Consider the following 20,049-nt stretch of genomic DNA (forward strand, 5'->3'; position numbering starts at 1 on the left):
GAAAGCCCGCAAGTGGTCAGTAATCCTCCTCCAAATGTCCTTAACCAATCTATTCCTTGGTTCGAAAAAGGCTGTGGGGATGTGACTCCTGCATGGCTGATCCAAGCAAGACTGTGGGCATTAAAGAAAGCATCGGCGATGTCCATGCCTCTGTCCAGTACTACTTTGTATCTCAAGCCTGTCCCTGTATTGATCCAAGCGATCCGAACTCCCTTACCCAATCCATTGTCCAAAACAGAAGTTTCAATCCCCCCCAACTGCATGGAATTCGAGATTTTGTCTTTCCATAAGGACTCCTTCAATTCATTCAAATCGCTCATAAATCAGGTAAAATATTCAAAATTCAATTTATCATCCTTATTCAAGGTCAGTATCCTGTTCTGTCAGGCATGAAATTTTTCTACCTTAAAATTAGCCATTTAAAACTCTCAAAAAAGCCATGTTTAAATTTTGCCACATGAAAAATTCCGGTTTTGGAGAATTTCCCAACGTATAACCTTGTGGATTCTCAAAGGAAGAACTGATGAATCAAAAAGTACAGAAGACATTTTGTAAATTATTATCCATTCATAAAATTCTCATGCTTGTTATCAATTACTTGCCTGTCCAAAATTTGATTTAAGTATCTTGAAAAAGCGATAAACCTAAAAATCTATGAAAACCAATATTTTACCTAGGGTCCTTTTTGGGATCATTTGCTTCTTTTTTGTTTTGGAACTTTCTGCCCAAAGCAATAAGAGAGATTATTATGAATTACGGACCTACCATATTGAAAATCAAAACCAGGAAAGCCAGATTGACAATTACCTGCAAAATGCCTTGCTACCCGCTTTGCACAGAAATGGAATAGAAAAAGTCGGGGTTTTCAAGCCGACTGCTACCCAACCTGATGCAGGAAAGAAAATCTATGTGTGGATTCCCTACAAATCTTTGAAACAATATGTTGGCATGCAGTCAAAGTTGGATAAGGATGCAGTCTATCTTACTGCAGGAAGCGACTACATCAATGCTTCCCATACGAATCCTCCTTACAAAAGAATCGAGACTGCCTTGTTGCAGGCTTTTTCAGGGATGGCGAAGTTTATGGAATCAAAAGTGGAGGGGCCAAAAAAAGACAGAATCTATGAATTGAGAAGTTATGAGGCCGCAACCGAAAGACTGTACAGGCAAAAAGTGAAGATGTTCAATGAAGGGGAAATTGATATTTTCTTCAAATTGGATTTCAATCCTGTGTTTTTTGCAGAGACTTTGGCTGGGGCCCAGATGCCGAATTTGATGTATTTGACCACCTTTCCCAACATGGAATCAAGAGAAGCGCATTGGAAAGCCTTTGGAACTGACCCTGATTGGGATAGGATGAAAGTCATGGAGGAATATCAAAACACAGTTTCCAGAAATGATACCCGACTGCTTTATCCTACCGATTACTCGGATATTTAGATTCTTTTTTTTTGAAGCAAAAAGTCCAACATGAATAGACATGTTGGACTTTTTCATTGGATGGGATATTAAATCTTAAAGTTCTTTCAAACGGATATTCCGGAATTTGACCTGCATCGGAGGACCTACGTGGACTTGGATTCCCAAAAGCCCTTTCATTCTCCTGTTAACAGTGTCTTCATCCACCACTTCACTGATCAGGACGCCATTGACATAATGCTTCATCACATTGCCTTTGACCACAAGGTGGAGGGCATTCCAATCTTCGCTTTTCATCAATCTCCTTAAAGAATCCGGATCGCCTAATTCTTCTGTGACCCGAAGCCCTTTCCAGGCATTTCCTTCGATGTTGTCCCCCAATTCTCCGGCAGGTGATTGTGGTTCAATGGTAGTTTTCTGACCGATATATGCCAAAGTAGTCCGCTTTCTTTCTTCGTAGTTTTGTCCGGTGTAGGAGTTTTTTCCATCAATGTCGGCCTGATATCCTCGCAGTGCATTGGGAACTCCAGGGAAAACTTCACTTCGGTAATTGATCCCTGAGTTGCCGTCTTTGCTGATGTTGACTTCAAGTTTCAATTCAAAATCTGCAGGTTCACCGCCTTGCCAAACCAAAAAGGAGTTGGATTGGAGGATAGTTTCAGGAGTGATTTCCCCGACAATATTTCCACTTTCAACACGCCAATAAGTCGAATCCCCTTTCCAACCTTCCAAACTTTTTCCATCAAAAATGGAAACGAAACCGGTTTCCTCTGTGGCTGTTGCAGAAGGAACATAAACTGTTTCCCCGCTTTTCATTTCGGTATTGTGAGCCGGGTTTTTGCATGAGGAAAGCAAAGCCAAAGACATGATTACGACAGGAAACATGTCTTTCCAAGCCAATTGAATTTTCATTTGAATTTTAGTTTGTATTTCCTTATCATTTATACACTTCATGTTCTGCATTTCCCCCTGAAATAAGATAAGCCATCAAGTCTTTCAATTCCTCTTCATTGAGCCTGTTGATCATTCCCGGCATCATGACTGAAATCTCAGAAAGCTTTTTGCTCTTGACATCTTTCTTGGGAATTTCCCTGAGTACGTCCGGCGCAAATGGGTTTTGGGAAATGAAATATTTGTCCGCATCCTCGTCGGTCAGTTTACCCAAAACCGAGCTTCCATCAGCCATATAGAAAATGGTGGCGGCATATTGGTCGGAGATGGTATTGTTTGGATTAATGGTCGCATCGAGGATATCTTTTGCTGAAAACCTGGTCCCCAATTGTGTCAGGTCCGGTCCGACTATTCCGCCTTCACCCTTCATCGTGTGGCAGGATTGACATAAAGTAGCGGCGTACATTGCTTTTCCTTTGACCAAATCCCTTCCTTTGAGATCCGCCATCAGTGGCAAAGCTTCCTCTACAGTCCATCTTCTTCCCGGACCAACAGGCTGCACGTCAGACACCTTGAGGTCATTTCCACTTCCGGTGAGCAAGGAAGCTCCTGACATTTCATTGTATTTCTCAAAATCAGATTTGGACACATGTGTCAAAGCCATTTTTCTGGCCCTGTCAACGAATCCAACATAGCTTACGCCTCCTTTGTATTGGAAAGCATCGTGGATCCAAGTGAAATATTCTGTCTGTAATTCCGGAGTCCATCCGACTTTTGCACCCCCCAAAACAGTCGCCAAATAGGATTGTTGCGCCGGCGGGACTCGGGATAGCATGCTTGCTATATCCAATCCGTACTGAGGATTTCTCAGAATCAAATCTGAAGAAGAAGTAAATGTCTTCTGATAATCTGCATCGTCTTTGGCCGTTTTCAACAAAGCCAAAGTTTTGGAAACCGCATCAGGTGCATCGATGTAGACCAAGACTTTACTCAAGGCCCTGTCAAGGTGATTGTCATTTGAAGGGAAATTTGGATTCAGGTAAGCCACGAGTTGCGACTTCATCTCTCCGGAAGGAACACCCTGCCTGTACAATGTCAATTCAAAAGCACGAACCAGATTTTGTTTGTCGGTATTATTTAGACTTCCATAATCTACACCCATCATTGCCTGAAGCATCTGTGGCTGCTGCGATTTGTCCGCATGTCTTGCCATAGCAATCATGGCTTGGGTCAGGATTTTTGGATCTTTTTCAGCCAAAGCTTTGTCTTTCCATTCGCTCATAGGTTGGTGTTCCAAAGCGATTCTAGCAGCGTATTGGATAAACCTGTCCTCATCCTTCAGATAAGGCCAGACAAAATCGACCGCTCCTGCTTTTGGCCCGCCGGTATGGAATTCTTCCAGTTTTCTTCTGGTCTGAATGGCTTCGGGAATTTCTGCCGAAGTTGTTTGGGTATTGGTATTTTCATCACCCGCATAATACACACGATACACATCTGATTCCAACCTTCTTCCTCCAGTCATAAAATACATTGCGCCGTCAGGGCCGATTTCTCCATCTGTCAAGGGAAGTGGAGAACCGGAAATAAATTCCTCAGCAGTAGCTGAATAAGTTGCGCCGGAAGGAGTTAGGCTTACAGCATAGATGATCCCAAAACTCCAGTCAAAAGCATACAGCGCTTTTTGGTATTTCTCAGGAAATTTTGATCCTGTTCCAAACATCACATTGGTAGGAGAACCTTGTCCGATATTCAAAGTAGCAGGAAGGTTGTCAGGGTAATTGGGAGACCATTTTTGGTTACCTGTTCTCCAGCCAAACTCACTTCCGCTCGTCACATGGCAGATCCTGGTGGGACGATACCAAGGCATCCCAAAATCCCATTCCATATCCGAATCATAGGTGAATAATTCCCCTGCTTCATTGAATGCAATGTCATAGGCATTTCTGAAACCTACACTAAAAAGTTCCCAATTGCTTCCATCAGGATTGATTTGGGCAATCCATCCTCCGGGAGCCATGCGGCTGTTGGCATGCCCGCGGGGATCTTTGATCAAAGGAAATACATTGTCTTCATTCCAAACCCTTGGGATTCTGTAGGCATTCATTTCGGGCACATCGACATGGTTTCCTGCCACGATAAAAATAGATTTTTTGTCAGGGGACAAGATCATACTGTGCGGTCCATGTTCTCCTGGTTCGCCCTGAAGGGATTTGATCAAAGTGATCTGCTCAAATTGGTCATCACCATCAAGGTCCTGAAGTCTGTACAAACCGGTTCCTTTTTCAAATTCCTCATTGGCATTGTGGTTGACAGTGACGTAAAGGCTGTTAAAGGCAAACAAGACGCCTTGTGAAAAACCCATGCCAATCTTGTCATCGGGTCCTGTTCCGATTTTAAGTTTCTCTACTTTTGGAGCCAAAGAATCAGAACCGATTGCAGGAATTTCCAAACGGTATAAGGCGCCGTATTGGTCAGTGACTATCATCCTTCCTTTGTCATCAAAAGTCATCCCTACCCAAGAGCCTTGTCCGTTTTCTCCCGGACTGTAGATGTGCTCAGCTTTGAAGCCTTCAGGCAGTTTTAGTTTGGCGACTTTTGGGTGAAGTGGTTTGCTTTCTTCCGGGCTTTTTCCGCAGGAAAAGAGAATTCCCGTGACCAAAAAAAGGCTTAGGAGTTTGTAGGTTAGTTTGGTGTAAGACATATTTTTCAGGGTTGAAAATGTTCGGTTGATGGTTTTGAAGCTGAGGTTTTATTGTTGGGAAAATTTCATTTCAAGTTAGGGCAAATAGATTTTTCATTGAAACCGTTCATGGATATGGTTTTCGGATTTAATTTTTTCCTATCCAATCAGCAAATCCATCTCTGCTTTTCCATGTCCGTCGGGTGTGGTATAGAAAGGTCTTTGCTCGATGATGTAATTCGTGTCAGGGGCGATGCCCAAAGCACGGTAAACCGTTTGGTGGAGATTGTTGATTTTGATGGGATTTTCAATGGTTTTACAGGGACGCTCATCGGCGGTTTTGCCGAAGACATGTCCTCTTTTGATGCCTCCCCCAAACATCAATACCGAACAGCCGTCGGTAAAATGCCTGTGCATCCCGTAGTTTTTCATGTCTTCTATGATTTCCGGGACTTCTACCTGATCTAAGACTTTCAGATCGGGTCGGCCTTCTGTCAGCATGTCCCTGCTGAATTCACTTGCCACGATGACCATTGTCCGGTCTAGTCTGCCGCTTTCGTCTAGGTCTTTGATGAGTTGGGCTATCGGTGCATCGATCATTTTTTTCATGTCCTTCAATCGGGTATGGCCGTTGTCATGGGTATCCCAACCAAAGAAGGGTTCGTATTCTGTCGTCACACTGATAAATCTCGCTCCCTGATCAACCAGTCTTTTTGCCAAAAGACAGCCCAATCCAAACTTCCCTGTATTGTATCTGTCATAGCTTTCTTTGGATTCCTGACTCAGGTCAAAAGCCTTGGCCTCGGGAGAATTCAAAAGCATATATGCTTGCTCCATCGATCTTTTTAGGGATTCCTTTTGGTAATCACTGCCAAATTCCCCCATAGCACTTTCCTTGATCAGGTTTTCATACAGTTGGTTGCGCGACTCAAATCTACTGGTAGACATCCCCACAGGAGGCCTGACACTTTCCAGTCCTGAAGTAGGATCAGGAATCAGAAAAGGTCCAAACTCAGAACCCAAAAATCCCGCACTGTGAAAGGCTTTCAGTTCTTCCCCTTCCCCGACTGTAAACCTTTGACCGATATTGATAAAGGGTGGGATAACGGGATTGAGCGGACCCAACTCTTTGGCTATCCAAGAGCCGAAGTGTGGAACGACCACAGATTGAGGCGGCTCGTAGCAGGTATGCCAATGGTATTGGTGGCGGGTATGCAGGATATGTCCAACGTCAGCAGCAACATAGGAACGGATCAAAGTCCCTTTGTCCATGATTTTCCCGATGGATTCCAGACCTTCCGAAAAATGGATATCATCCAAGATTGTTGGCACGGAAGGGAAGGTACTCAGCACCTCGCTGGATTGCATGCCTTTCCGGAATGGTGTATGTTTTTTGGGATCAAAGGTCTCTGTATGCGCCATACCTCCTGCCATAAATAACAAAATGACTGTATCAGCTGTCGCCGGAATGGAGATTTTGGAATTACAGGAGGACATCAAACCTGCAAAAGGAGCACCTGCAGCCATGGTTGCAATGGCGGCAGCACTGGTTTTCTTCAAAAAATCCCTTCTGTTTAGGTTGTCTCTCATTATTTCATTATTAATAAATCAATTGAAATTCGGGAAGCAAAACCACAGCCCAAAAGAAATCCTGTATCTGATCCAAATCAGGAGATTTTCCCAAAGCAGCCAATGCGATTTCTCTTTCCTTTTTACTTGGCTTTCGGAGCAATGCCTTTGTATATACTTCGTTGATTATGCTCAGTCCGTCCTTGTATTTTTCCTTCCATTGTACTGCTCCTTTTTCCAAGACAGCATTCAACCTTTCGCCATTCGTAAGTTCCAAGGCCTGCAACAAACTCGCCTGTGAATCTCGGTTGGTGGAGACGATCTCCCTGTTTGGTCGCCCGAGGGCAGTGAGGAAACTGTTGTTTGCCACAAGGGAAGCTCGGGTATAGGTCAACTTGGAATTTTGCTCAGGAAGGAGTTGGGCAGGATTGTATTTCATGTCCTTCTCTTCAAAAACAGGACTGAAAATCTGGCTGACCGCATCTGAGAATTGCTCAGCAGTCATTCTTCGTCTGACCATTCCTCCAAACACATAATCCTCGGCTAGGAAAATATCCGGGCTTTTTACCCCAAATGAAGGGGATTGATAGATTTTAGAGGTTCCGATCAGGTAGATCAATTCCTTCAGGTTATAGTTTTTTTCTACAAAATCCGAAGCCAACCAATCCAACAAATCTTGACTCCAAGGTTCATTGTCCATTTCGTCCACTGGCTCGACCATGCCACGGCCCATCATCTGTTTCCAGATTCGGTTGACGATGGTGCGGTACATCCTACCATTAGCCGGTTGGACTAGGTATTCAGAGAGCTGTCTGAGTTTTTCTGAGCGGGAAAGGGTGCCGTCCATCTCGCCAAGTTCTTCCCACAGGATTTTGGTGTCCGCCATTTTTCCGATTGGTTTTTCACACCTGCTGACTTCCAAAGTCGAATCTGCAAAAATATTGGCAAAGGCATAGGCTTCCTCCAATTTCCAGTCGCTGATAAAGCTGTCGTGGCAGGAAGCACATTTGAGGTTGAGTCCCAAGATCACCTGACCGACATTTTGGGCGGCCTGCATCTCGGTTCTTTGGCTTGCGTTGACAGTTCCTCTCCATCGGATTCCTTCGATAAATCCCTTGGAAGCATCAGTCGGATTCAATAATTCTTTGACAAAAACATCGTAGGGTTTGTTGCTTTGCAAGGATTTGTAGAGCCAATCGGTGATGTTGTAACGGCCGTTCGTAATGTATCCTGTTCCGGTGTAGTCATTTCGCAGGGCATCGTTCCAAAAGGTAAGCCAATGGGTAGCATAGTCATTATTCCTGTCAAGAAGTTTGCGCAGCCAAAGGGATCTTTTGTCAGGATTGGGATCATTGGAAAAAGCATTCAATTCCTCAGGACTTGGAACTAATCCCACCACATCCAGATAAATCCTGCGGAGGTAAGTCCTGTCATCTACTACAGGCTGCCAGGAAACATTATTTTCTTCAAAATAGGCATTGACCCAAAGGTCAATGGGGTTTTCAAGTCCGGCAGTTGGCGTTGGCAATGCGGGTTTTCTCGGTGCCAATTTTGCCACCCGATACACGCTTTTTTGCTCGGCTCCATACGGCCAAGGTGCTCCCTTTTCTATCCAATAGCTGAGCAGTTTGATTTCTTCGACGCTCAGATGCTTGCCTTTGGATGGCATGACATCCTTGTGGTTTTTTGGGAGGTTGACCCTGCGGATAAGCTCACTTTCGGAAGGATTTCCCGGAATCAAAATAGCGCCGGATTCGCCACCTTGGAAGACAAACTCCCTTTCATCCAATCTCAGTTCCCCTTCAATTTTTGCGCCGCTGTGGCATTTGTAGCAGTTGTGGGCCAAGATCGTCCTGACTTCCCCGATCAATTGCATTTCTTTTTCAGGACTCAATCCCGATGCACCGCTATCAAAAGAAGCCAAGTCAAAACTGCTAGGTTCATAAGATTTGGCACCATTCCAAGGTAAAGTTTCGGTGAGGAAATCTTCTCCATGGGTCAAGGATGCCCCAAAATGTCCGGAGAACCCAACACCAATGGCGGAAATAAAAAGCACTGCTCGATAAGTCTTGATTTTTTCCCTTTGGCTATTTTTCTCTACCTGATTCAAGAGAAAAAGTACAGCCAAACTGAAAACTGCTGTTGCTATCCCCAACCATCGGTGAAGGTCAAGGAGCTCGCCTTCAACCGCTTCATTGTTGGCAAGCAACAACCCCAAAATTGCAGCCACCAAAGTTGAGGCAGCACCGGTCAAAACCATCAGGTTGATACCGGAGCGTAATTTGGATTTGAATTTCCCGATAGTTAACAATTCCAGAAAAGCAGCAAAAAACAATAGGGCTATCGGAAAATGCACCACCATAGGATGGAGCCTGCCCAAAAACTGCCATAGCCAAAAGCCTTCTGAAACCATCTTAAAATTTAATGCAATTGAATGGATTAAGAAATCGTAATCCTAATTTTCTTCTCTTTTGCATGAAAATCCATCCTGTACCTTCACGTTTTTCTTATCCCATAGAATTTTCATAATGACTATTTGCCGACTGCCAATTCCTGTTTGCTATTTGGATTCTCTGTTTATACCTTAAAGGGAAATTCACCAAGTCTGTTGCAGACCTTCAAACAGGACAAGACAGGATAGCAAAGCGATAAATAAAAAAAACTTTTATCATTCAAAAAACCACCAAAGCCCGAGACATCTATCAAAGGCGAGACAATTAACGGAAAGCACCATATGATGAACCCAATCAAAAACAGCGGTAAAAAATTCCTGAGATTCACTTTGATTTTGATGATCTCCAGTATTTTTTTCCAATGCAAAAAGTCCGAATCACTTGAATTTAACAAAGGCTCTCACATTATCCTGATAGGAAATAACCTTGCTTCAAGGATGATGGAGTATGGGCAGTTTGAGACCGAAATGCATGTTCGGTATCCTGACAGTTTGCTTTATATCCGAAACATGGGTGATGGGGGAGATACGCCGGGATTCAGACCGCATTCGGGGAGGGAAACTCCTTGGGCTTTTCCCGGAGCAGAGGAATTCCAGACCGAGTATGCCAATAAATCAGGTTCGGAAGGGCACTTTGAATATCCGGATGAATGGCTGACCCGTCATCAGGCTGATGTTGTCTTGGCATTTTTTGGGTATAATGAATCCTTTCAGGGAGTTGACGGCTTAGACAATTACAAAGGGGAATTGGATGCTTTTATCAAGCATACTTTAAAACAACAATATAATGGCAAGTCCGCACCAAAACTAGCCATCATTTCACCCATTGCTTTTGAGGACCTTTCTGATCTACGTGATTTGCCTGATGGCAAAAAGGAAAATGAAAACCTTGCGCTGTACACCCAGGCCATGAAGGAAATTGCGGAAAGAAACAAAGTCCTTTTTGTCGATGCATTTACTCCTTCCAAAGATTGGTATGAATCCAGTTCTGAACCTTTGACCATAGATGGATCTCAATTGAATGAAGAAGGTTACAAAAAGTTGGCGGTACTGCTTGCCGATGCTGTTTTTGGAGATGATTCTCCCAAAGCCGAAGAGAACCGTGAGTTGATCCATGACATGGTGATGGAGAAAAACTGGATGTGGCACAATGACTATAAAATCCCCAATGGGGTGCACGTTTTTGGTCGGCGATATGCTCCTTTTGGTCCGGACAACTATCCTGCTGAATTGGAAAAAATCCGTCAGATGACAGCCATCCGCGATGAGGCCATCTGGAAAGCAACAAAAGGAGAGAAAATGGACCTTGTAGCAGCGGATAAAAATACCAGAACATTGCCTCCTGTCGAGACCAATTACAATCCCGAACAAAACGGAAGTACAGAATACCTCTACGGTCAGGATGCTTTGGATAGGCTTACTGTTCCTGAAGGCTACAAAATTGAGCTTTTTGCCTCCGAAGTTGAGTTTCCTGACTTGGCCAATCCTGTTCAGATGAGTTTTGACAACAAAGGCAGACTGTGGGTGGCGACTGTACCAAGTTATCCGCATTACAAGCCCGGTGATTCCCGTCCAAATGACAAGCTCATAATTTTAGAAGATACCAATAACGATGGCAAAGCCGACAAGCAAATCATTTTTGCAGATGGCTTGCACCTCATTATGGGTTTTGAGATTGCCCCTGAAGGGGTTTATATTTCTCAGGGCACCAACCTCAAAATCCTGATCGACTCAGACGGTGATGACAAGGCTGACAAGATCGAAACCTTGTTGAGCGGCTTTGATGACCATGATACGCACCACGTGATTTCAGCTTTTGCAGCGGATCCTTCCGGGGCTATTTACATGGCGGAGGGAGTGTTTTTGCATACCAATGTCGAAACTTCCTATGGCCCGGTCAGGGCGACAAACGGAGGTTTTTACAGATTTAATCCTGCCAGAAGCCACTTAGAGCGTACTGCCCAACTTTCAATTCCCAATCCTTGGGGTATTGCTTTTGATGATTGGGGACAAAATTTCTTTGCGGAAACTTCCGGTCCTGATGTCAGGTGGATGATGCCGGGATCGGTTTTGCCACGATATGGTGAAGCAACACATAAATCTGAAAACCTCATCGAAGAAGCACATAAAGTCCGTCCGACTTCAGGTTTGGAATTTGTTTCGAGCCGACATTTCCCGGAGGAAGTCCAAGGTGATTTGCTGATTGCAAATACCATCGGATTTTTGGGGATAAAGCAGCATCAGGTTTTGGACGATGGAACAGGCTTTATCACCAAATTTCGACAGGATATAGTCAAAGGTTCAGACAGAAATTTCCGCCCTGTGGACATGGAGTTTGCACCTGACGGTTCGCTTTATTTTATCGATTGGCACAATGTTCTGATCGGCCACATGCAGCACAATGCCCGTGACCCACTTCGTGACCATGTCCATGGAAGGGTATACAGGATTACATATCCTTCCCGGCCTTTGGTCACTCCGGCAAAAGTGGATGGCGCGACAATACCTGAGTTGTTGGACAATTTGAAGCTGCCCGAATTCAGGACGCGTTACCGCACCCGCCGTGAACTCCGAGGAAGGGATCCGAAAGAAGTGCTCCCGGCCATGGAGTCTTGGGTTTCTAAGTTGGATAAAAATGATCCGAATTATGAGCATTACCTTTTAGAAGGTCTTTGGGTAAGTTGGGGATTGAATAAAGTTGACCAAAAACTGCTCAAGCAATTGTTACAAGCCAAAGATTTCCGGGCAAGAACCGCGGCTGTCAGGGTCCTTCGCTATTCGGGACATCAGGTTAATGAACAGGCGGATCTACTCATGCAGGCAGTCAAAGATGAAAACAGCAGGGTAAGATTGGAGGCGATTGTTGCAGCGTCTTGGTTGCCAAGGGAAAAAGGCTTACCGATTTTGGCGGAAGCCGAAAAAATGCCTTTGGACAAATGGTCAGTCCATGCCCATGAAGCTGCCGTAGCCCATATCAATGGCCTTTCTGTCAGGGAGAAAAAGGAAGAGACGATCAAGTCCAAGTTGACCGGCAGTGACCTTGAACTCTACAACATGGGTAAAGAAATCTATGCCCGAGACGGTTTTTGCAGTACCTGTCACCAAAATGACGGAAGAGGACTTTCCGCTTCTTTGTTTCCACCTCTCGTGGGTACGCCTTGGGTCCTCGGCAATGAGGAGAGGCTGATCAAAATTGTATTGAAAGGACTCATGGGTCCGATTACCGTTGCAGGCAGGGAATATCCCGGACAGGTTCCGATGACACCGTATGAAGGCATGCTCAATGACAATGAAATCGCAGCAGTATTGACCTATGTGAGAAATTCCTTCGGAAATGAGGCTTCGCCTATCAGGCCTGACCAGGTCAAAGAAGTCAGGGCAAAAGTAGCTGACAAAAAAGGATTCTATTCGCCAACCGAACTCCTGAAAGAGCATCCGATGGAGAAGTAGGAAGTTGGGAAGGAGGAAGTATGGAGTTTGGAAAATTTGTGTAGAAGCAAGAAACGAGAGACAAGAAGCAAGACATGCAACGAGTGTCCATGTAAGCTTATCCTTGTCTTTTCGAAGGAGGCACGACTGAGAAATCTTTGTCAGATGGAAGAACCGAGAGACAAGAAGAGAAAGACATGACCTTTGAGGTTTTTTTGAACCTTGAAGGTCTTTATAAGGAAACGAGAAATAAGAAAATTGAACAAAGTATAAGGTACAAAGTACCAAGCTTCGTTGATAGGTAAAAACCAGAGTCAAGAGACAAGAAGCAAAAACGGTTGGTTACTGAAATCAGTTAATCAGTTAATCAATTAACCAAATAACCAATTACTCAATTACCCACCAACCAATAACCAAACCATGAAAAGATTAATCCTAATTCCCCTACTCCTTACAATATTGGTTCTGACTTCAGTGGCACAGACTCAGGATCACCAAACTCTTTTGGGATTAGACCTTGGATGGGAAAAAGCCCTTTTGGACTCTGATGTTGGTTTTTTGGAAAATCTGCTTGCTGCCGATTTCATTTGGGTGCATAACCATGCAAATCAGATTGATGGGAAAGAGGCAGTGGTCTCCAAGGCAAAGAGGATTCAAGCCGGTCAGGAAAACGATACACAGGGCAGAGTTTCACGAGGCCATACTGTGGTGACTGTGGGAAATACAGGGGTAGTGAGTGGGTACACGGTGGTCGACAAGGGACAAAGTCCTATTACATATCATTTCATGCGGACTTATAGCAAGGTTGATGGTAAATACGTGCTCTTGGCCAACCATACCATGGCCATTCCAGATGAGGAGTTGAAGGGGAAGTGATGTTTCCGATTGATATGTTTATGGTCTGCAATCTCGCCTTAGCCTGCTTCCTTGAATCAACAATTCTTATAAAAATACTTATGCGTAAGTTTAGCTTCGATTTCTTTGGCGGTTTTGGTAATGGATAAACCTCCCAGATTGGTGCATCTTAAGGTGTTTGGGATACTTTTTCCCACTTCATACATGGTCTCAATGACTTCATCCAAAGGGATTAAATGGTCATAATCTGCCAAGGCCATATTGGCGCATGAAAGTGCATTGGAGGCAGCCATTACGTTTCTGTTTAGACAAGGGGCCTCAACCCTGTTTCCGATTGGGTCACAAATCATACCCAAAGAACTCTGTAAAGCCATCGAAGCAGCAGAAATACTTTGGTTCAAATTGCCTCCTGCCAAATGGACAATCGCAGCTGCTGCCATCGTCGCACCGGAACCGCATTCGGCCTGACAGCCTCCCACCTCTGCTGCAAAAGTGGAATGTGCCGCAATAAAAACCCCTATCAAACCGGCTATCATCAAGGCTTTGACCGTCTCCTCATCTGAAAGACCCAAGGAATCAGCCACTCCCAAAACAGCCCCTGGCATAGCACCGCATGACCCTGCAGTTGGGGCCGCCACTATTACGCCCATTGAGCTCTTGACCTCCATGATGGCAGACACATACATGATAATCCGGTTCAAAACATCCCCGCTGATCAGTTTTCTATCTTCCATCATGGACTTAAATTTCACAGATTGGGGACCCAAGATCCTGTCTTCAAAGGAAGTTCCTTTTAGGCCGGTCTCTACTGCGTTTTTGAGGATGATACGTATCTCATCCATTTTGGCAAGCACTTCCACAGAGGTGATATTTCCTCTGATACTTTCATACCGAACAGCCAATTCCCATAGACTCAAATTCTTGTCTTGGTTGTAAGCCAGCATCTCATCACAGGTAATGAATGGAACGGTTTGATTTTTTCCTGTAAGTGTTGGCAAAACAGGTTTTATTTGTTTCACCTGCGATACTCCCTCAATGGACTTCAGTTCTTCAATGAGCGTTTTATCTAAAAAAGCGGGGGATTTTATGGCTGTAAAACTCCCTACTTCGGAATGGATTTCCACATCATCAAGGATATCGGATTGTTGGAGGTAGTTTTTCAACTTTTGTTGGTCGGTAGTATAAATCAATGTAACAAAACTATCTCCTGCTAAAGAAACCTTTACCCCGTCAATCTCTATTACTTCTATCATCCCTCCGCCGGTAGAGATTGCTATGACTTGATGTGTTTCCCAGGGATTGCTTAAAGTGATTTTATAGGTATTTGGATGCTCAGCCTGAATATCCTTGATGTCGATTTTTACTTTGATTCCCGCTGCGCCGATATGGATTTCGGAATTTACCAATCTCTCATCGTAAGCTTCCCATCCAAGAAACCCTCCAAATAATCCCATATCCGACCCTTGCTCTTTGTGGGTGGTAGCCAAGGAACCGTTGGGATCAAAATCAATTTGGATTTCGGAAATCCTAGCATCCATCAGGTCATGACATATTCTTCCGATTCTTAGGGAAGCAGCACAATGGGAACTAGACGGGCCTCTCATTACCGGGCCAATGACATCATTAAATATGCTTGGGTAGTTCATATCACTTTTGGTTTTCTACTTAAATATAAAACTTAAACCTTTGGAAATTGTCATTCCCCAAATTCTTTAACCCAATTTATTGCATTTGGGAAATTAAAATCAATTTGACTGAAAAATCTCAGGCATTTAACCTGATCAGGTTGCACTTTTTGTCATTGCAGGGTTATGGTTCAAACCAATGCTTTGATCTGAAGAAAAAGATTGTCAATTGACCATTCATGGAGTAGGTGGAGGGATTTCATCATTGGTTTTTGAATTGATAAAATGTAATTTCTATCTTGGATGAGAACTGATTTTTGGTCAAAGAAATAAATATGCAAACCACCTTTTCGAAAGAAACTTATACTGAAAGAAGGAAGCTATTAAAGAAAAAAATAGGCTCCGGAATCCTGCTTTTTTTGGGAAATGAAGAAAGCAGCGTTAACTTCAAAGACAATTGGTATCCATTTAGACAGGATAGCACTTTCCTTTATTTTTTTGGGTTGGATATGCCGGGTCTCACAGCAGTGATAGACATTGATCAGGATATCGAAATCCTTTTTGGAGATAATTTGACTACTGAAGAATCGATTTGGCAGGGAACACACCCGCCTCTTTCTGATTTGGCACACACTGCAGGAGTAGGGGAAACAAAATCAAAAGGCGACATCGATAAATTTTTGGCTTCCATCAGCAATCAGCAAATCCATTTCTTGCCTCCCTATCGCCCTGAAAATTCTCAAAAACTGGCAGGATGGCTTGGTAAATCCCTGCAGGAAATTCTCTCCCTAGCTTCTGTGGAATTTATCAAAGCAGTTGTCTCATTAAGGTCCATCAAGTCGGAGGAAGAAATCAGGGAAATAACCAAGGCGGTGAACATCAGTGTAAGCATGCACAAAAAATTGATGATTGAGGCCAAACCAGGAATGAAGGAATACGAGCTTCTAGGTTTGGTGACCGGAGAAGCCCTTTCCTTAGGCGGTAATGTATCATTTCCTCCCATTATCACCATTGACGGACAGATTCTGCACAACCATAATTATTCCAATACTTTGGTGGAAGGGAAAATGCTTTTGGGGGATTTTGGGGCTGAGTCGGCCATGCATTATGCAGGTGACATTACCCGGACCATTCCGGTCGGTCCAAGATTTTCAGATAGCCAAAGAGAAATCTATCAAATTGTACTGAATGCTTATCAAGCCGCAGTAGCTGCATTAAAGCCGGGTATTAGGTTCAAGGAAGTTCACCTTTTGGCTTGCAAAAAGCTTGTAGAAGGCCTCAAAGAAATTGGTATTATGAAGGGAAACTTGGATGAGGCAGTGGATCAGGGAGCACATGCCCTGTTTTTTCAATGTGGTTTGGGACATATGATGGGCATGGATGTCCACGATATGGAGGATTTGGGAGAGGAATATGTGGGATATACTGACGAACTCAAAAAAAGCAGTCAGTTTGGTTTGAAATCACTCCGCTTGGGAAAAGAACTCGAAAAGGGTTTTGTGGTTACCATCGAGCCGGGGATCTATTTTATCCCAAAACTGATCGATCAATGGCAGGATGAAAACCTGCATAGCGATTACATAGACTATGAAAAAGTGGCACTCTACAGGGATTTTGGAGGGATAAGGGTGGAGGATGCTTACCTGATCACGGATACAGGTTCGATGCTATTAGGCGAACCTTTGCCAATTGAAATCCAAGAAGTTGAAAAAATGAGAGGAAGCTCTATATAGATTGGGTGTGCGGACAAGCCATCGGTGAACCGCTAAAGTCCATGTCGCTACGGACTTTCTAACGGCGAAGGGTTTTGAACAGATTCGGAAAAAAGTAACAGCTACGAAAATGAACTTTGAACTTCTAATAGATACAATTGCCAAAACCCATAGCCACTTTCAGCATCAAGCGGCCAAGGCGGTCAATGTATCCCTGACTTTGAGGAATTGGCTGATCGGGTATTATATTGTAGAGTTTGAGCAGAAGGGGGAAGATAGGGCTGCTTATGGAGATAAACTTTTTGATACGTTAAGCCATCGACTCAAATATATTAAGGGAATTGACCGCAGATCCTTATACCGATTTAAAGATTTTTATTTGCTTTACCCTCATATAGGACAATACCTTCAGTCAGAACAAAATGCTAAATCCTTGCCTGAACTTTTTTCTTTTCCAATTGTGGGGACAGTGAACCCACAATTGGAAACGTCACAAAAAGTGGGGACAGTAACCCCACAATATGAAAATAACCTTTTGGTTCCCGCCAAAAAATTATTACTTAATTTATCCTACAGCCATATTGAACAACTTTTACAGTTTGAGCAATCACTTAAACGCACGTTCTACGAACTTGAATGCATAAAAGGCACTTGGAGCGTGCGAGAACTCAAACGCCAAATTAACAGCCTATATTACGAGCGAAGTGGAATGAGCATCAAACCTGAAATGCTCAGCAAAATCACGCAACAAAAGGCAGAAATTGCCAATCCTTCTGATATCGTGAAATCAGTATATGCATTTGAATTTTTGGGATTAAAGGCGAAAAATGCGGTAGAGGAAAGTGATTTAGAAACAGCCTTGTTGGACCATTTGCAGGATTTTATGATGGAAATGGGACATGGTTTTTGCCTCGAAGCCCGACAAAAGAAAATCCTGATCGGTGATGAGTATTTTTTTATCGACTTGGTATTTTACCATCGAATCCTCAAATGCCATGTTCTGGTGGAGCTGAAGGTGGAAGAGTTTAACCATCACAACATCGGGCAACTCAATACTTATGTAAACTATTTCAAAGCCAACGTAATGCAAAGTGATGATAATCCCACAGTTGGGATATTATTGGTAACCAATAAAAACACTGCGTTGGTAGAGTTCGCCACAACAGGCATGGATAACAAGTTATTCGTGTCCAAATACCTTCTTGAATTGCCCAAAAAGGAAATTCTTGAGGCATTCATTACCAATGAATTAAAAAAATGGAACAGTTAGTCGCTTCAAAATCAACAAAACCCCAAAAAATATAACCATGGAAAAACTACCATTCAAATTCGGAGCCGAGGTCTATACCTGGTACATGAACAATAACGGGGAAACCTACAAAGACCAGCTTGGCCACATGATCGACATCATTGCCAAAGCCGGCTTTACAGGAATCCAACCAATTTTCTCTTGGATGGGAAAACTTTCTGATCCTGTTTTATTGGAGGAAAAACTCAAGGAACAGGGTATTGAACTGGCTGCTGTAGCCTTGGCTTTGGACTGGAACGGAAAAGAGGAAACCGATGAAGAGCGGAAAGTCGCTGACAATGCCATCAACTTGCTAAAGAGATTTCCCGGTTCGGTACTTTGTACGGTACAGATTCCAACAGGCAGGCATGACATTGTGCAGCGGAGGAAAAGCCTGACCGACATCGTGAACACTGTTTCCCGAAGGGCCAAAGAAAAAGGAGTTGAAAGCAGTTTCCACCCAAATTCCCCCCATACTTCCATCACAAGGACAGAAGACGATTATAAAGTCATCTTGGAGGGACTTGACCTGGCTGCCACAGGTTGGTGTCCTGACGTCGGCCACATCATCAATGGTGGTATGGATCCTCTTGCCAAAATGAAAGAATACCAATACATGATCAACCATGTGCATTACAAAGATTGGGACGGGAATCCGGAGTTCGCCTTGATGGGAAAAGGAAAAGTTGACTTGATCGGGATTACACAATGGCTCAAGGATATAGGTTATGCAGGTTGGATCATCTGCGAAGACGAAGGAAAAGAAGCATTGGAAGACCCTGATTTTGTTACCCTCCATGATGGGAGATGGATTCAGGAAACGCTTGTTCCAGGGTTGTGAGTTGAAGCGAGAAACGAGACACAAGATTCAAGACAGGGAGATGATAACCTGAAAATTTCGGCAATCAAAAAATATCGACAAATGCTAAAACAATTACACCAGTCTGATTTGCCGGAACCATTAGAACCATTAGAACAACTAGAACAATTACAACCATTACCAAATAACAAATAACCAATAACCATTTTATAAAAAATGCCAACCATCACCACCAACGGAACCAACATCTATTTCGAAGAAAGGGGCTCGGGAGAACCGCTGCTCCTGATCATGGGAATCACTGCCCCGGGAAGTGTCTGGGAAAAACACGTCACCCATTGGGCAAAATCCTTCCGCTGTATTCTCGTGGACAACAGGGGAGTCGGCAAATCCGACAAACCTGCAGGTCCATATACTTCCCTTCAGATGGCGCAGGATTGCATCGGCGTTTTGGATCATTTGGGTTTGGGTGCTGTCAAAGTTGCGGGGGTATCTATGGGCAGCATCATCGCCCAACAGATGGCAATCCATTTCCCGACTAGGGTCAAAGCCATGGTGCTGATGTGTCCTTGGGCACGCTGTGACAATACCGCCAAAGCGATTTTCCAACACATGAAGGATTGCAAAGCAAGGTTGAAACCTGAGGAATTCAGCGTGTATATTCAGTTATTGATTTTTTCCAAGCAATCTTGGGACAATGAGGAATTTCATACAGGACTGTTGGAAGACCGAAAAAATGCAGCTTTGGATCCGAATCCACAGCCGCTGATTGGTTTGGAAGGACAGGCTGCGGCCTGTGTGACACATGATGTTTTAGAGGATTTGGGCAAAGTGACCTGCCCGGTTTTCGTGCTTGGAGGCGAAGATGATATTTTCACCCCAGTGTGGATGACAAAGGAAGTGGCTGCCGCCATCCCCGGATCGGTATTGCATATCTACGAGAAAAGCGGCCATGCTTTTCATTGGGAGAATTTAGAGGATTTTAATGAAAGGGTTGGGGATTGGTTAAAAAAACAGGGATAATAATGTCCACAGTCCACGGTCCACACTTGTCCGCCGTGGCGGAGCCGGGGAAATTGCACTTCAAGCCGGGTTGATTGCTAGATAACAATTTAATTTCTACGAATATACAGTATCAGTTAATATCTCTATTTGACAGAAAAAACTTTTGAATTTAGATTCCAGATAATAATAGATTTATCTCAATGCTGAATTTAAAGCCCATGCTTTTCTCCCATTTCCCTGATAAATCGATACCCACTCTCCGCCATTTCCCAAGGTTCAGAAAACTGCCTCCATACCCCGATTG

At 43.8% G+C, this 20,049-nt stretch carries 13 protein-coding genes and 1 pseudogene; 7 read left to right on the top strand and 7 right to left on the bottom strand.

What is annotated here, in order from left to right:
* A partial coding sequence (locus ACZFYI_RS03570) for a DUF4432 family protein (protein ID WP_462522752.1) occupies positions 1 to 320 on the bottom strand: 320 nt, incomplete at its 3' end.
* Between the two features lie 334 nt (positions 321 to 654).
* On the opposite strand from ACZFYI_RS03570, the gene ACZFYI_RS03575 reads away from it, so the two are divergent.
* On the top strand, positions 655 to 1,440 hold the full coding sequence (locus ACZFYI_RS03575; RefSeq protein WP_462522753.1) for an NIPSNAP family protein: 786 nt from the start codon (positions 655 to 657) through the stop codon (positions 1,438 to 1,440).
* 75 nt (positions 1,441 to 1,515) lie between these two features.
* Here the strand turns inward: ACZFYI_RS03575 and ACZFYI_RS03580 are convergent, their stop codons facing one another.
* From ACZFYI_RS03580 to ACZFYI_RS03595, 4 genes are all read right to left on the bottom strand, one after another.
* Positions 1,516 to 2,235, bottom strand: coding sequence for a 3-keto-disaccharide hydrolase (locus ACZFYI_RS03580; RefSeq protein ID WP_462522763.1), 720 nt, complete (start codon positions 2,233 to 2,235; stop codon positions 1,516 to 1,518).
* A 121-nt stretch (positions 2,236 to 2,356) separates the two neighbouring features.
* Positions 2,357 to 5,011, bottom strand: a complete 2,655-nt coding sequence (locus ACZFYI_RS03585; protein ID WP_462522754.1) for a c-type cytochrome — start codon at positions 5,009 to 5,011, stop codon at positions 2,357 to 2,359.
* A gap of 138 nt (positions 5,012 to 5,149) precedes the next feature.
* Complete coding sequence (locus ACZFYI_RS03590) at positions 5,150 to 6,580, bottom strand: DUF1501 domain-containing protein (RefSeq protein WP_462522755.1); 1,431 nt, start codon at positions 6,578 to 6,580, stop codon at positions 5,150 to 5,152.
* A 10-nt stretch (positions 6,581 to 6,590) separates the two neighbouring features.
* Positions 6,591 to 8,972 carry a DUF1549 domain-containing protein gene (locus ACZFYI_RS03595; protein WP_462522756.1) on the bottom strand — a complete coding sequence of 794 codons (2,382 nt, stop codon included), beginning with the start codon at positions 8,970 to 8,972 and terminating at the stop codon, positions 6,591 to 6,593.
* 378 nt (positions 8,973 to 9,350) lie between these two features.
* Between ACZFYI_RS03595 and ACZFYI_RS03600 the strand changes: the two genes are divergently transcribed.
* Positions 9,351 to 12,461, top strand: coding sequence for a PVC-type heme-binding CxxCH protein (locus ACZFYI_RS03600; protein ID WP_462522764.1), 3,111 nt, complete (start codon positions 9,351 to 9,353; stop codon positions 12,459 to 12,461).
* Positions 12,462 to 12,860: 399 nt separating this feature from the next.
* Positions 12,861 to 13,316, top strand: coding sequence for a DUF4440 domain-containing protein (locus tag ACZFYI_RS03605; RefSeq protein WP_462522757.1), 456 nt, complete (start codon positions 12,861 to 12,863; stop codon positions 13,314 to 13,316).
* A 56-nt stretch (positions 13,317 to 13,372) separates the two neighbouring features.
* Here the strand turns inward: ACZFYI_RS03605 and ACZFYI_RS03610 are convergent, their stop codons facing one another.
* Positions 13,373 to 14,941 (bottom strand): L-serine ammonia-lyase, iron-sulfur-dependent, subunit alpha, encoded by a 1,569-nt coding sequence (locus ACZFYI_RS03610; protein WP_462522758.1) that lies wholly within the window; start codon positions 14,939 to 14,941, stop codon positions 13,373 to 13,375.
* A gap of 314 nt (positions 14,942 to 15,255) precedes the next feature.
* Here ACZFYI_RS03610 and ACZFYI_RS03615 point away from each other — a divergent pair, with 314 nt between their 5' ends.
* From ACZFYI_RS03615 to ACZFYI_RS03630, 4 genes are all read left to right on the top strand, one after another.
* The gene (locus ACZFYI_RS03615) at positions 15,256 to 16,653 is read left to right on the top strand and encodes an aminopeptidase P family protein (RefSeq protein ID WP_462522759.1); all 1,398 of its coding nucleotides are present in this window, start codon (positions 15,256 to 15,258) and stop codon (positions 16,651 to 16,653) included.
* Between the two features lie 109 nt (positions 16,654 to 16,762).
* Positions 16,763 to 17,902, top strand: a complete 1,140-nt coding sequence (locus ACZFYI_RS03620) for a PDDEXK nuclease domain-containing protein (protein WP_462522760.1) — start codon at positions 16,763 to 16,765, stop codon at positions 17,900 to 17,902.
* Positions 17,903 to 17,939: 37 nt separating this feature from the next.
* Entirely contained in the window at positions 17,940 to 18,761 is an 822-nt protein-coding gene (locus ACZFYI_RS03625; RefSeq protein ID WP_462522761.1) for a sugar phosphate isomerase/epimerase family protein, read from the top strand.
* Positions 18,762 to 18,956: 195 nt separating this feature from the next.
* Entirely contained in the window at positions 18,957 to 19,763 is an 807-nt protein-coding gene (locus ACZFYI_RS03630) for an alpha/beta fold hydrolase (protein ID WP_462522762.1), read from the top strand.
* Between the two features lie 191 nt (positions 19,764 to 19,954).
* Here the strand turns inward: ACZFYI_RS03630 and ACZFYI_RS03635 are convergent.
* Positions 19,955 to 20,049 (bottom strand): annotated as a pseudogene (locus tag ACZFYI_RS03635) (sugar phosphate isomerase/epimerase); the annotation flags it as partial.

This window comes from Aquiflexum sp. (genome assembly GCF_977115555.1).

Coding starts and splice junctions, on each gene's coding strand:
- ACZFYI_RS03575 (WP_462522753.1), top strand. CDS start 655: ATGAAAACCAATATTTTACCTAGGGTCCTTTTTGGGATCATTTGCTTC.
- ACZFYI_RS03580 (WP_462522763.1), bottom strand. CDS start 2,235: ATGAAAAGCGGGGAAACAGTTTATGTTCCTTCTGCAACAGCCACAGAG.
- ACZFYI_RS03585 (WP_462522754.1), bottom strand. CDS start 5,011: ATGTCTTACACCAAACTAACCTACAAACTCCTAAGCCTTTTTTTGGTC.
- ACZFYI_RS03590 (WP_462522755.1), bottom strand. CDS start 6,580: ATGAGAGACAACCTAAACAGAAGGGATTTTTTGAAGAAAACCAGTGCT.
- ACZFYI_RS03595 (WP_462522756.1), bottom strand. CDS start 8,972: ATGGTTTCAGAAGGCTTTTGGCTATGGCAGTTTTTGGGCAGGCTCCAT.
- ACZFYI_RS03600 (WP_462522764.1), top strand. CDS start 9,351: ATGATCTCCAGTATTTTTTTCCAATGCAAAAAGTCCGAATCACTTGAA.
- ACZFYI_RS03605 (WP_462522757.1), top strand. CDS start 12,861: ATGAAAAGATTAATCCTAATTCCCCTACTCCTTACAATATTGGTTCTG.
- ACZFYI_RS03610 (WP_462522758.1), bottom strand. CDS start 14,941: ATGAACTACCCAAGCATATTTAATGATGTCATTGGCCCGGTAATGAGA.
- ACZFYI_RS03615 (WP_462522759.1), top strand. CDS start 15,256: ATGCAAACCACCTTTTCGAAAGAAACTTATACTGAAAGAAGGAAGCTA.
- ACZFYI_RS03620 (WP_462522760.1), top strand. CDS start 16,763: ATGAACTTTGAACTTCTAATAGATACAATTGCCAAAACCCATAGCCAC.
- ACZFYI_RS03625 (WP_462522761.1), top strand. CDS start 17,940: ATGGAAAAACTACCATTCAAATTCGGAGCCGAGGTCTATACCTGGTAC.
- ACZFYI_RS03630 (WP_462522762.1), top strand. CDS start 18,957: ATGCCAACCATCACCACCAACGGAACCAACATCTATTTCGAAGAAAGG.